Origin of the sequence: Alcaligenes nematophilus, assembly GCF_026344155.1 — a bacterium.
GTDB lineage: Bacteria > Pseudomonadota > Gammaproteobacteria > Burkholderiales > Burkholderiaceae_B > Alcaligenes > Alcaligenes phenolicus.
The window spans coordinates 378,169-390,174 of record NZ_JAPKMZ010000002.1 but is presented as its reverse complement, the minus strand read 5'-3'; the positions used below and the strand labels follow the sequence as shown (position 1 = coordinate 390,174).

Sequence of the window (12,006 nt, the reverse complement as noted above, 5' to 3'; positions counted from 1 at the left end):
CGGCGCACGTCAACTTGGTAGTTCGCTACCACTTTCCGCAGTACGTATTAAGCGTTCTGCAATTGGAGTTCTACATGAAATTCACCGCTACTTCGCGTGATGTACAGGGTACGGGTGCGAGCCGCCGCCTGCGTCGCGCTGGCCAGGTTCCCGCTATCGTTTACGGTGGCGACGAACAACCCGTCGTGATCGCTCTGGATCACAACGAGACCTACCACAACCTGCGCAAAGAAGCCTTCCACGCTTCCATCCTGACGATGGAACTGGACGGTAAAGCTGAAAAAGTGCTGTTGCGCTCGGTTCAGTGGCACCCTTACAAGCAGCAAGTTCTGCACGTTGATTTCCAACGCGTTCTGGCTTCGCAAGCCATCACCACCAAAGTTCCTCTGAACTTTGAAGGTGGCGACGTGTCCCCAGCCGTCAAGCTGAGCAGCCAAGTTATCAGCCACATCCTGACCGATCTGGAAATCACCTGCTTGCCAGCTAACCTGCCAGCGTCCATCACTGTGGACCTGAGCGGCATGACTGCCAACGCCAACGTGCACCTGGACAGCATCAAGCTGCCACGTGGTGTTACTTACGCTGGTAACGAAGCCAACCCTCTGCTGGCTGCTGCTTTGCCAGTTGGCGGTGGTGCTGCTGCTTCGGAAGCAACAGAAGAAAGCGCCGAGTAATCAAGATTGCCAGCCGGCTTCGGTCGGCTCGCAGCTTGGCGAATCAACCCCTGTCAGCGTATGCTGGCGGGGGTTTGTTATTTGTGCCTGCGCCTTTGCCGGAGCAGGCGCTTTCTGCGAAAACATTCATGTCTGAGCCTATCCGTTTGATTGTTGGCCTGGGTAATCCTGGCCCTGAGTACGAAACCACCCGTCACAATGCGGGCTTTTGGTTGGCAGACCAGTTGGCTGATGATCTGCATGCAACGTTCAACCTGGAAAAATCCTTTTTCTCCTGGGTGGCCAAAGCGCGTTTTGAAGGTGAAAACGTCATCATCGCCAAACCCATTACCTTCATGAACAAGTCCGGGCAAGCCGCCGGTGCCTTGATGCGTTTCTACAAGCTCAAGCCCGAACAGGTGCTGGTCCTGCATGACGAACTGGATTTGCTGCCCGGTCAGGTGAAGATGAAAAAAGGCGGTGGGCACGCCGGGCATAACGGCCTGCGCGACATCCAGTCCGCCTTTGGGACACCGGATTTCTGGCGCTTGCGCCTGGGCATTGGTCACCCTCGCACCTTGGGCCTGGCCCAGCAAGTGGTGAACTTTGTACTGCATACCCCTCGCAATGAAGAGCTGCGCGAGATTGAAGACGGCATGAACCGTTGCCGCGTCATGATGCCTGCTTTGCTGCGTGGCGACTTTGAGCAGGCGACCCGTCAGCTTTACGCGCCCCAGAAGGCTTGACGCATGAAGCCAGCGCCAAGCAGCCAGATGCGTTTCCGGGACGAGCTTAAAGATTTCTTTTATTTTCTGCGTCACCCTCGTAGCGCCCGGCGTTTGCCTGGCAGAGTCCAGGGTGACGGCTGGTATCTGGATTGGTTTGCTCCCTTGCCCTGGAAGCGTCTGCTGCAGTGGGCGGGCATGCTGTGGCTGATCAATGCGCTGGTACTGGGCCCGATTGCTGTCTCGGTAGCAGGTGTGGGCGGTGCGCAGCATCGCCTGGACCCGACGCGTATTCCTTGGGTGCAAGCCATTATCTGGGCACCCATTGTGGAAGAGCTGGTCTTTCGTTTCGTGCTGAGACGGCCGTCACAATGGCTGACGGTTGTTCCGCTGGCGGCGTTCCTGATGTTTCAGGGACCAGGCTGGTGGTTGATACAAGGCTTGCTGGTCTTGTGCCTGGCAATCTGGATCAGCCGTTATACCGGCATGCCACGCCAAGCCTTGCCCGCAGGCAGTAGCTGGTGGCGCAAGCTGGTGGGTGCCTTGCAGGGAAGGGCATGGCGCTTTTCATCCATGCGACGCTATTGGCGTTTCTTTCCCTGGGTGTTTTATGGTGCAACGCTGGCTTTTGGAGCGCTGCATTTGTATAACTTCCAGCTCAACAGTATGAGCTGGTATTTGCTGCCCATGCTGGTGCTGCCCCAATGTTTGACAGGGTTGGTACTGGCCTGGCTGCGAGTGCGTCGAGGCATTGGTGCATCGATCGTGCTGCATGCCATCTTCAATGGTGGCCCGGTCTTGCTGATTATTGGCTTGCTCAAGCTGTTTGACGGCATTCCAGTCTAGACAAGCCCGCGTCTCAAGGCGCTATCCTGTGTCCCCGGCACGACTGTTCTGATCTGTCTGCAGGCTCTGTAGCGCCCAAGGGCGCTACAATAGCGCATCGTTTATATAACTCTTTGATTTTCAGGATACTCATGGCACTGCAATGCGGCATCGTTGGCTTGCCCAACGTTGGTAAATCCACTCTGTTCAACGCTCTGACCAAAGCCGGCATTGCGGCTGAAAACTACCCCTTCTGCACCATCGAACCGAACGTCGGTGTGGTCGAAGTTCCTGACCAGCGTTTGCAAGATCTGGCCAAGATCGTGAACCCCGAGCGCATTTTGCCTGCCGTGGTGGAATTTGTGGACATCGCTGGTCTGGTCGCCGGTGCTTCCAAAGGCGAAGGCCTAGGTAACCAGTTCCTGGCCAACATCCGTGAAACCGATGCCACCGTGCACGTGGTGCGCTGCTTTGCCGATGACAACGTCATTCACGTTGCCGGTAAGGTTGACCCCTTGGCTGACATTGAAATCATCAACACCGAGCTGGCGCTGGCCGACCTGGGCGTGGTTGAAAAAGCCGTGCACCGTAACCAGAAACTGGCTCGCTCGGGCGATAAAGACGCTGCCAAGCTGGTAGCTCTGCTGGAGCGTATCGAGAAAGCACTGGGCGAAGGCAAGTCCGTGCGTTCGTTGAAACTGGATGCTGAAGAGCTGCACCAGATCAAATCCTACGGTTTCATCACTGCCAAGCCCACCATGTACGTGGCCAACGTGAAAGAAGACGGCTTCACCAACAACCCACACCTGGAAGCTGTGCAGAACTACGCTGCTGCCGATGGTGCTCCTGTTGTGGCTGTCTGTGCTGCTGTAGAAGCCGAAATCGCTGAGCTGGATGATGCAGACAAGCTCGAATTCCTGTCTGATCTGGGCATGGAAGAGCCTGGCCTGAACCGCGTTATCCGCGCTGCCTACAGCCTGCTGGGCCTGCAAACTTACTTCACTGCAGGTGTTAAAGAAGTCCGCGCCTGGACCATCCGCGTGGGCGATACCGCCCCTCAAGCTGCAGGCGTGATCCACACCGACTTTGAGCGCGGCTTCATCCGTGCACAGACCATCGCGTTTGATGACTTCGTAGCCTGCAAGGGCGAACAAGGCGCCAAGGAAGCCGGCAAGATGCGCGCTGAAGGTAAGGAATATGTCGTGAAAGATGGTGACGTGCTGAACTTCTTGTTCAACGTCTAATACCCTAGAGCGTCTTTTGACGTGCAGAGTAAATAGCAGGCCTTTGGATATTCCAAAGGCCTGTTTTTTTATGACGCGTGACGTTGCTCTTAAAGTTTATAAAAAAAGCCAGAAAATTAAGCTAATGAAAAGCGAGCGTTAGACTTAATAAACCGGTGCTTCCCTGCTCGTCGCCAGATACTGGCTAGGCGGTTGCCCCAAAGCGCGGCGAAAAATAGTTGAAAATGCGCTGGGGCTGCTAAAGCCCAGATCCGAGGCCACTCGGGTGATCGGCTCCCCATTTCCCAAACGAGTAATTGACACCAGCAGGCACATTTGCTGTCGCCAGGCCAGGTACGTCATGCCCATATGTTCCTTGAAGCGACGGGTGAAGGTGCGGCGGCTTAGCATGGCCCAGGCGGCCATCTCATCAGTAGAGATATTCTGGGTGGGATTATCCAGAAAGCGCTGACAGGCGGCCCCGAGTCTGCTGTCAGAGGGCAGGGGGGCACTCAGGCCCAGCCTGGGCATCAGCCGGATTTCTTCTACCAGTAGACCAATGACGTGATGAGTACGTTCGCAATCCGGCCGCTCGGCAGGTAGTTCCATGGCTGCGCTGAACAGATGCCGCAGCAAGGGCGAGACGCCGAACACCTGGCAGTCATCAGGCAGTTGCGCCTGTTCGATTGCCTGTCGTGTCAGATAAGTATTCACCATCGTGACATCGCCACGCATATGCATTTCATGCGCCACGCCCGGCGGCACCCACAGTGCCCTTTTGCTGGGCACGACCCAGTTTCCCTTTTCCGTGAACATCGACAAAACCCCCGATGCGGCATAGGCAAGCTGTCCGCACTGGTGCACGTGCTTGGGAAAGATCGACCCTGATGTGAAGGCACGCAGGCTGACTTCCACATCCCAGTTCGAGTTTTCCAGAGGGTAGTCATTCACGGAAATGCTCATGGCCCAATTTTGCCAAAAACTGACCCACTTTTAAAGGTGGGAAATGGCATGGCTTCATAAGATCAACAGACATTTAACGGCTTGAGGAATTGAACCCCCGGCCTTGTCTGGAGCTGTCGGACATGCAAAAAAAACACCTGATTCTTGCCATTTTGGTCACTCTGGTTTGGGGAGTGAATTTCCCGATCACCAAGCTGGGCTTGCTTTCCATGGAGCCTTTTCTGCTTACAGGGATACGTTTTACTCTGGCGGCCTTGCCGCTGGTGTTCTTCATTCCCAGACCCAATATCCCGTTCCGCTATGTGGTGATTTATGGCTTTATTTTTGGCCTGGGCATGTGGGGGATTATCAACTATGGCATTCAGGTGGGTGTCCATCCGGGCGTGGCCTCGCTGCTGATTCAGCTTAGTGCCTTCTTTACGATGGGCTGGGGCGCTTTGCTGTTCAAGGAACGCTTGCGAGCGACGCAACTGCTGGGAGCCTTGATCGCGTTTGTGGGCCTGGTGGGCATTATCTTGTCTCAGGGTGGTGGGGATGCCACCTTCGGGTTGGTGCTGGTTGTGTTGAGTGCCGTGTCCTGGAGTATCGGGAATGTGATCATCAAACTGTCCGGTGTGAAGGAGATTTTCTCGTTCATGGTGTGGGCCAGCTTGTTTCCACCTATCCCACTTTTTCTGGTCTCGTACTGGCTGCATGGGGCCGAACCCTTCACGACTCTGCCAGAGGCGATCAAGCTGATGTCGGTCATGTCGATTCTGTTTCAGGTTTATCTGGCTACGCACTTTTCTTACTGGGGCTGGAATTCCTTGCTCAAGCTGTATCCGGTGTCCACGGTAGCCCCCTTGTCTTTGCTGATTCCGGTGTTCGGTTTGGGCAGTTCCATGCTGATATTGGGCGAGCAAGTAAGTTTTGTGGAGGCCTTGTCGATCAGCGCGATTATTGCGGGTCTGGCCTTTGGGCTTTATAAAGGGCCGGTGCGTCCGGTTTCGTATCCAGCGACGCGCTAAGAGTTTGACGGGCAGTCGGGGTTTGTGAGGGTGCATGGCAGGAAGGGGCCACCAACCTTGATGGCTGTCTTATGTCGCTAATCCTGTTTTTGAAGAGACTTTGTTGAATGCTGGATTCAGAAAATCCAAACAACCAGTTGCGCGCTACCTTGGAACTCGTACAAAAAATCTTGACCCCTAATGTGCAAGCTCTTTATCTGCACGGTTCCGCTGTGGCCGGAGGGCTCCGGCCACATAGCGATCTGGATATATTGGCGGTGGTTGATGCTCCCCTGTCAGATGAACAGCGGCAGGACCTGATTGCAGCTTTATTGCCTGTTTCAGCCCCTCATCCGGCCACGCCTGGTGGTCCGCGTTGTATCGAGCTGGTGGTGTGTCGTCTGGCAGATATTCAACGCAATGTTCATCCGGCCCAGGTGGAGTTTATTTACGGTGAATGGCTGCGGGATGCCTTCAAGGAGGGCTACTTATCCGACGCCGCTGCTGACCCGGAATATACCTTGCTCTTGGCCCAGGCCCGCCAGCAGCCGCAGTTGTTATGGGGGAGCGATGTGCTGGCAGATGTTCCGGCTACACCGATCGAGCATATACGCCAGGCAATGCGGGATGGTGTAGATCCCTTGTATGAAGGGCTGCGTGGAGACGAGCGCAATGTTCTGCTGACCTTGGCGCGCATGTGGCGAACAGGTGTTCATGGGGATTTTGTGACTAAAGAGCAGGCAGCAGAGTGGGCTATTCCCAGGCTGTCCGCGGAGTTGGCCAAGACCTTGGAATATGCGCGTCTGGCGTATGTCGGTGAGGTGCTTGATCGCTGGGACACAAGGGGCAAGGAAGCAGAGCGTTTGGCGCAGGCACTACTTGGGAACATTAAGCAGGCTTTGTAAGAGTGCGCCCTGAATTTGGCCCTCGGTCCCACCGCTATCAGTGGTTGTCGTTCAGATAGCGGGGGAGCGCCACTTATGTTTTGCGCCGCTACCAAGGTAGCAATCTCCAGCGTTCTTCACTGAATTCCAGCCGTTCCGTCAGCCCAAGATTGTTCATGAAGGCATCGTCGTGCGAGACCACCATCAGCGTGCCCTGGTAGCTGCTCAACATGGTTTCCAGGGCCAAGGTTGAAGGCAGATCCAAATGGTTGCTGGGTTCATCCAGAAGCAGCAGTTGTGGCGGAGGATCCGCGTACAGCACGCAGGCCAGGGCGGCTTTCAGGCGTTCGCCACCGCTCAAGGCAGCGCTGGGGCCGGTGACTTTTTGGGCGTCCAGTCCCAGTTGTGCCAGACGCATGCGCAAGTCGCCTTCGCTGCTTTTGCGGTTGACGGCCTGTATCTGCTCCAGCACGGTTTGCTGTGGATCCAGATCGGCCAAGCCCTGATCCAGATAAACATGTTGTGGCACTACTTTGCAGTGGCCTGAAACGGGTGCCAATTGGCCTGCAATGACCTTGAGTAGCGTGGATTTCCCGCATCCGTTCGGGCCTATGACACTTATCCGTTGCTGGCCGCTTAGTAGCATCGAGATTGGGGCTTGGTCTACCGGGGCAAAAGGGAGCTTTACTTCATCCAGCTCCACAACGCGTTGGCGGCTTAGCGGCATCAAGGGCAGGGCATGCAGATTGATGGCGCTGTCCTGTTCGATCAACTCGGCCGCTTCCTGCACGCGTTGCGCTAACTGCTTTTGAGCCGTCACGTGTTGCTGGCGCAGCTTGCCGGTGGTGGCTTCACTGCGACCTTTTTGCCTGTCCAGCAGGATTTTGGCCTGATTGGCCTGCTTGCCCTGTTGATTGCCGCGTGCCTGTCTACGCTCCTGACGTTGACGCTGCTCTTGCATGGTGCTTTCTGCGCGCTGACGCTCCAGCTTGCGGTGCTCCAGCTGGTCCATGGCGCTTTGCTGCTCCAAGGCTTTCTGCTCGGCGTAGTGGCTGTAATTGCCGCCATAGCTACGTAGCCCCAGGGAAGACAGCTCCACAATGCGCTCCATCGTGTCCAGTAGTTGGCGATCATGGCTGATGACCAGCAGGCCATGGGGCCAGTGTCGTAGCTGCTCAATCAGCGCAAGCCGGTTGTCGCGATCCAGGTGGTTGCTGGGTTCATCCAGAATCAGGAAATCGGCCTGAGACAGCAAGGCATTGATCAGCGACACCCGCATGGCCTGGCCGCCGCTTAATGTTTCGGCAGGCGTCTCGGCAGTCAGATGACCCAGACCATTGCGCTCCAGCGCTTCCTGCAATTGCTGTCGAATATCCCAACGGTCTTCGATCAGAGTGAAGTCTTCTACGGCGCTACTGCCGGATTCAATCCGGGCAAGGGCGTCCAGTGCCGGTCCTACGCCCGCCAGATCGGCGACGCGCAAGCCGCTGACAGAAGCCACTTGCTGCGCCAGATAATGCACTTTTCCCGAGCGCAGGCAACGGCCGCTGCTAGGCTGAATTTCTCCGGCCAGGATTTGAGCCAGAATGGTTTTGCCCACACCGTTGCGTCCGACAAGGCCAGTGCGCCGCGAGTCGAAGGTTTCGTTCAGTTGGGAAAACAGGGTCTTGCCTTGCGGCAAGGTATAGGACACGCCTTCCAGCGTCAGATAAGGATTCGTCATGCGTAATGCTTCCATTAATGCCAGGAACTCCCCCTGAGTCGTAGTGGGGGCGGGTGGAGACTGGCCGTCAAAGAGACGGCGGCATTAGTGGCGCATTGGACGAATACCTCACGGGAAATGAATCGAAGCCACACTATAAAAGCATTTTGCCGGGAAGGTAAAGCCGGTCGGGCTCTCAAGGGGGAGGTGAAAGTCGTGTCATTCCAACACAGGAGCCGGTTTGGGTTCAGAAGCTTAGGTTTGTCTCACGGTTTGGAGGTCTTGTTTTACAGGTTTCAGCGCGGTGAGGTCTGTACTGCTGCAGGCCGCTTGAAATACCGAGCCGCGAGGGACTTTCACCCGACAGGAAATGAAGTTTATTTCCTGACGTTTATTCAATAAAGTGGAGTCCTCGGCTTTTCATCCTCTGTACCGCTTCATGTCTGGAGGCTAGAGCCAGGACTGCCTTTTCTCCCCCAATTCGGGAAGCCGCACCATTTTGAAGGAATGTCATGAACACATTCAATTTACCCGCTCGTTCGATTGTGTATGTGCAGGATGTGTATTGCGGTTGGTGCTGGGGTTTTGCCGAACGCATGGTCGAGTTCGAAGTGGCCAATAAGCACCGCATTCCTTTTACCGCTGTCTCGGGTGGCTTGTTCGTGGGTGACCGGGCTGCTCCTATGTCCCGCTACCCTTATATTTCCGAATCCAACGAGCGCATCGCGCAAATGACGGGGGCGACGTTTGGGGCTGCTTATAAAGCCTTGGCAGAGGAGGGCTCGACTGTCATGGATTCACTGGATGCGGCCACGGCCTTGGCGGTGCTGCGAGCGCAAGATCCGGAGCAGGCCATTCATTGGGTGCACGAGTTGCAGCAGGCTTTCTACTTGAACGGACGCAGCTTGTCTGATCAGGAGGTCTGCCTGGGAATCGCTGCTGCCAATGGCCTGGATGTAGATGCTGTGCGACGCCATTTGACTGACGGTTCAGGCCGGGAACAAGCCTTGGCTGATTTTGCCCTGGCTCGGGCTTTAGGCGCGCAATCCTATCCGACCTTGCTGTATGTGGATGGTCGAAAAGTGACTAAGCTACCCGCGGTTGGTACTCCTTTGGAAACGCTGAATCAGACCCTGGATTCCTTGTTGGGCTGATCAGCAGATCGGTACGTAAAGCAGATTGAAATTGCGGCATCCTGGCCTGGCCAGGATGCCGCAATAGCTGTGAAGACTTGCCGACTTAGAAGCGGTAAGCCGTATTCAGGTACAAGGCTGTTTGAGCGCTGGTGCCTTTACCAACCTGGGTGCTGACACCGGCTCCCAGCGTCCAGTTATTGCTTAGCTGACCCGTCGCACCCAATTCCAGCAGGCCTGTGTCACGCACGCGCTCCTGATCCGTAGGCAGATAAAAGTGGCGGTGGTTGTAGACGCCGTCCTGCAAGCGCGCGCCCAGCAGCTCTGCCGGTTTCTTGAATTCATGCAGCCACTGTGCGGAGGCATAAACGGACCACTGATTGCTGACAGCAACATTGATCTGGTAACCGAGGCTGCTTTGTATCGAAGTCTGGTCCTGAGCATCAAAACCCATGGAGGTAGACAAACCTCGGCCATCTTCCGACAGAGCCTTGATCTTGGATTTCTGCATGCTCAGGCTTAACAGCGGGCCATGGATGACGGCACCGGCCTGCCAGTCGTAACCCGTGCTGATCTTGCCGCCGTATTGGCTACCGCCTGCTTTGGCCTGGTGCTCGCGCGTGGCGGCACCCAGACGGATATGACGGCGGGTTTTATTGTCCAGATCGCTGTAGAAAAGCTGGGCGTTCACCCATAGATTCTCGGCCTGCCAGCGGCCGTACAGACCAGCGGACTGACGCTTCTGGCTATAAGTGCCTTTTTCGTTCGTATCGCCATCCAGATTGTCGTAAGACAGGTAGGCACCGACCGTCCAATCAGCCAGACGCTTATCCAAACCCAGCTTCCAGGCTGCCTGCGTGCCATCCAGATGTGAGTTCGCACTGCTGCCATTGCGCGTGATGGCCTCTCCCTGGAACCAGACTGCCAGATCCCTGTCTTGTGACGAACTGACCGTTTGCAGACGACGGTCAATGTGCTGCATTTGCATCTGCCCGGCGGTATTGGCTGCGGAGGCCAGCATGGCTACCTGACTGGGGGCGCTGACGACAGCGTGGGCATAGTCGGCAATAACAGCATGGCCGCCTGACGTGGGGTGGACACCATCAGCAAACAGATAGTTCTGGTCTGCACCAGGAGCCACCAGATCGGCAGGCGTACACAGGCGAGAGGACACACTGCCGCAAGCTGCTGTATTGACGTTGCTGAAGCCGTAGGCCTGCGGGTCGGCAGCCACTTCATGCAAGAGTGCCGAGACGTTCAAGGGAATGATATTGGCAGAGCTGGAACTGAGCTGCTGGGTAAACGCCTGGTTGTAGCTGTCACTGAGCAAGGTGGCGATACCCGCGCTGATAGGGGAGCCGGCGAACTCTGGAGTCATGCCCAGATCAGGAATGTTGGGGACCAGAATGTAGCGAGCGCCCGCTTGCGATAGCGTGTTGATCAAGGCGGCTTGATTGCCTACGGAATCAGCCACGATTTGGGACATATTGAACGGATCTTTTACGGCGGCAAACAAGTCATTTGCGCCACCCCAGACGGTGTACAGGGCCTGTCCGTCCAGGCGTCCATTGTGCATGGCCAGCAGTTGAGCGGTCTGCGTGGTCATGGCGGGCAAAGGGGGATTAGTGGGGCTGGGAGGCTTGCTGGGATCCAGCAGCTCATCGACAGCCACGCGGGCTCCGCCGACGGCATAGTTGTTACCACCTTGGCTGCTAGGGGCCGCGTCGGTTCCCAGTTTCTGAGCCAGTACCTGGGACCAGACCTGGCCAGGATTGGTGGTAAAGCGCGAGCCGAACTGCCCACTGTCAGTCAGGCTGTCGCCGATAAAGTAGGTGTTGGAGAAGCCTTGTGCCTGTGTCCCGGCATGCAAGGCCATCAAGGCCAGGGCAAGACATGTTTTTTTCATTGTTCAGCCATTAAAAAAGAGTCTCCGAGCGGCATGTTCTGAACAGCGCTTTGCTTGTTATATCGTGATGTTCAAGATGAACGCGCTACTCGGATGGAATAGAGGGATGAAAAGATCATCGGATCAGGACCATCATAGTGGGGAGGCGTTTATTCCTGACACAGACAGGCACAGGTTTTTGAAGGCGGGATAAACGTAGGTAGGTAGCAAAAAAAACGCCATGCATTTGCATGGCGTTTTTTTGTTCAGTCCGGGAGGAACTTATCGGCGTACCAAGGGAGCAACACACACATTCGGGTTGTCAGCCAGAGGCACAAATTTCATGCTGCCACCGTCGTAAGCGTCGATCGTGCCCGATTCAATGTCGTAGACCCAGCCGTGCAGGGTCAAGCGGCCTTCGGACATGGCCAGACGCACGGAAGGGTGAGTCTGGATATTGGCCAGCTGGGCCACCACGTTTTCACGCACCATGGAAGAGATGCGTTCTTGCTCGTTGGCGTGGGTGCGGGCTTCGTTCACCAGGCGGGCCGAGTCGGCGTAGCGTAGCCAGTGTTCTACAGCGGGCATATGGTCCAGGCACTGACAGGAGGCAATGGCGGTCATGGCACCACAATCCGAGTGTCCACAAATCACGACGTCGGATACACGCAGGGCGGACACGGCGTATTCCACGGAGGCGGTCACACCACCGGGTTCCGGGCCGTAGGAGGGAACGATGTTGCCAGCGTTACGAATCACGAACAGATCGCCGGGTTCACGTTGTGTTACCAGCTCGGGGACCAGACGGCTATCGGAGCAAGAGATAAACAAAGCGCGGGGGTTTTGTTGTGTGGCCAGATTTTTGAAGAGCTTGGCGCGCTTGGGATAGGCTTCCCGTTGGAATTTCAGGAAACCGTCGATAATGTCTTTCATCCTTGTCCTTGTAGTTCGGCTTGGATAGAAGATTAACCCTTCAGGGTCATAAGGTAAAATACCGATTTCTGATGCTTTGCATTGGGTTTGCTTA

At 56.0% G+C, this 12,006-nt stretch carries 11 protein-coding genes; 7 read left to right on the top strand and 4 right to left on the bottom strand.

The features are described from left to right. The first annotated feature begins 74 nt into the window (after nt 1-74). From OSH04_RS06920 to ychF, 4 genes are all read left to right on the top strand, one after another. The gene (locus tag OSH04_RS06920) at nt 75-674 is read left to right on the top strand and encodes a 50S ribosomal protein L25/general stress protein Ctc (protein ID WP_035271240.1); all 600 of its coding nucleotides are present in this window, start codon (nt 75-77) and stop codon (nt 672-674) included. Nucleotides 675-802: 128 nt separating this feature from the next. Further along, the gene (gene pth / locus OSH04_RS06915; protein WP_009461083.1) at nt 803-1,399 is read left to right on the top strand and encodes an aminoacyl-tRNA hydrolase; all 597 of its coding nucleotides are present in this window, start codon (nt 803-805) and stop codon (nt 1,397-1,399) included. A gap of 3 nt (nt 1,400-1,402) precedes the next feature. After that, nucleotides 1,403-2,224, top strand: coding sequence for a CPBP family glutamic-type intramembrane protease (locus OSH04_RS06910; protein WP_266108157.1), 822 nt, complete (start codon nt 1,403-1,405; stop codon nt 2,222-2,224). Nucleotides 2,225-2,355: 131 nt separating this feature from the next. After that, nucleotides 2,356-3,447: a redox-regulated ATPase YchF gene (gene ychF / locus OSH04_RS06905; protein ID WP_026485056.1), complete on the top strand. Its 1,092-nt coding sequence runs from the start codon at nt 2,356-2,358 to the stop codon at nt 3,445-3,447. Between the two features lie 144 nt (nt 3,448-3,591). Here ychF and OSH04_RS06900 read toward each other — a convergent pair whose 3' ends face one another. Continuing rightward, complete coding sequence (locus OSH04_RS06900; RefSeq protein WP_266108156.1) at nt 3,592-4,389, bottom strand: AraC family transcriptional regulator; 798 nt, start codon at nt 4,387-4,389, stop codon at nt 3,592-3,594. Between the two features lie 122 nt (nt 4,390-4,511). Between OSH04_RS06900 and OSH04_RS06895 the strand changes: the two genes are divergently transcribed. Further along, the gene (locus OSH04_RS06895) at nt 4,512-5,396 is read left to right on the top strand and encodes an EamA family transporter (RefSeq protein WP_266108155.1); all 885 of its coding nucleotides are present in this window, start codon (nt 4,512-4,514) and stop codon (nt 5,394-5,396) included. A 107-nt stretch (nt 5,397-5,503) separates the two neighbouring features. Continuing rightward, entirely contained in the window at nt 5,504-6,280 is a 777-nt protein-coding gene (locus OSH04_RS06890) for an aminoglycoside adenylyltransferase domain-containing protein (protein WP_266108154.1), read from the top strand. 88 nt (nt 6,281-6,368) lie between these two features. On the opposite strand, the gene OSH04_RS06885 is transcribed toward OSH04_RS06890, so the two are convergent. Then, entirely contained in the window at nt 6,369-7,982 is a 1,614-nt protein-coding gene (locus OSH04_RS06885) for an ABC-F family ATP-binding cassette domain-containing protein (RefSeq protein ID WP_266108153.1), read from the bottom strand. Nucleotides 7,983-8,473: 491 nt separating this feature from the next. Here OSH04_RS06885 and OSH04_RS06880 point away from each other — a divergent pair, with 491 nt between their 5' ends. Beyond that, nucleotides 8,474-9,115 (top strand): DsbA family protein, encoded by a 642-nt coding sequence (locus OSH04_RS06880; protein ID WP_266108152.1) that lies wholly within the window; start codon nt 8,474-8,476, stop codon nt 9,113-9,115. Between the two features lie 85 nt (nt 9,116-9,200). Here the strand turns inward: OSH04_RS06880 and OSH04_RS06875 are convergent, their stop codons facing one another. Both OSH04_RS06875 and OSH04_RS06870 read right to left on the bottom strand, forming a co-directional pair. Next, on the bottom strand, nt 9,201-11,000 hold the full coding sequence (locus OSH04_RS06875; RefSeq protein ID WP_266108151.1) for an autotransporter outer membrane beta-barrel domain-containing protein: 1,800 nt from the start codon (nt 10,998-11,000) through the stop codon (nt 9,201-9,203). 261 nt (nt 11,001-11,261) lie between these two features. Beyond that, nucleotides 11,262-11,912, bottom strand: coding sequence for a carbonic anhydrase (locus OSH04_RS06870; protein ID WP_035271229.1), 651 nt, complete (start codon nt 11,910-11,912; stop codon nt 11,262-11,264). Nucleotides 11,913-12,006: the final 94 nt, after the last annotated feature.

What these genes read in the sequence shown, in the direction of transcription:
- OSH04_RS06920 (WP_035271240.1), top strand. Translation starts at nt 75, where the DNA reads ATGAAATTCACCGCTACTTCGCGTGATGTACAGGGTACGGGTGCGAGC.
- pth (WP_009461083.1), top strand. Translation starts at nt 803, where the DNA reads ATGTCTGAGCCTATCCGTTTGATTGTTGGCCTGGGTAATCCTGGCCCT.
- OSH04_RS06910 (WP_266108157.1), top strand. Translation starts at nt 1,403, where the DNA reads ATGAAGCCAGCGCCAAGCAGCCAGATGCGTTTCCGGGACGAGCTTAAA.
- ychF (WP_026485056.1), top strand. Translation starts at nt 2,356, where the DNA reads ATGGCACTGCAATGCGGCATCGTTGGCTTGCCCAACGTTGGTAAATCC.
- OSH04_RS06900 (WP_266108156.1), bottom strand. Translation starts at nt 4,389, where the DNA reads ATGAGCATTTCCGTGAATGACTACCCTCTGGAAAACTCGAACTGGGAT.
- OSH04_RS06895 (WP_266108155.1), top strand. Translation starts at nt 4,512, where the DNA reads ATGCAAAAAAAACACCTGATTCTTGCCATTTTGGTCACTCTGGTTTGG.
- OSH04_RS06890 (WP_266108154.1), top strand. Translation starts at nt 5,504, where the DNA reads ATGCTGGATTCAGAAAATCCAAACAACCAGTTGCGCGCTACCTTGGAA.
- OSH04_RS06885 (WP_266108153.1), bottom strand. Translation starts at nt 7,982, where the DNA reads ATGACGAATCCTTATCTGACGCTGGAAGGCGTGTCCTATACCTTGCCG.
- OSH04_RS06880 (WP_266108152.1), top strand. Translation starts at nt 8,474, where the DNA reads ATGAACACATTCAATTTACCCGCTCGTTCGATTGTGTATGTGCAGGAT.
- OSH04_RS06875 (WP_266108151.1), bottom strand. Translation starts at nt 11,000, where the DNA reads ATGAAAAAAACATGTCTTGCCCTGGCCTTGATGGCCTTGCATGCCGGG.
- OSH04_RS06870 (WP_035271229.1), bottom strand. Translation starts at nt 11,912, where the DNA reads ATGAAAGACATTATCGACGGTTTCCTGAAATTCCAACGGGAAGCCTAT.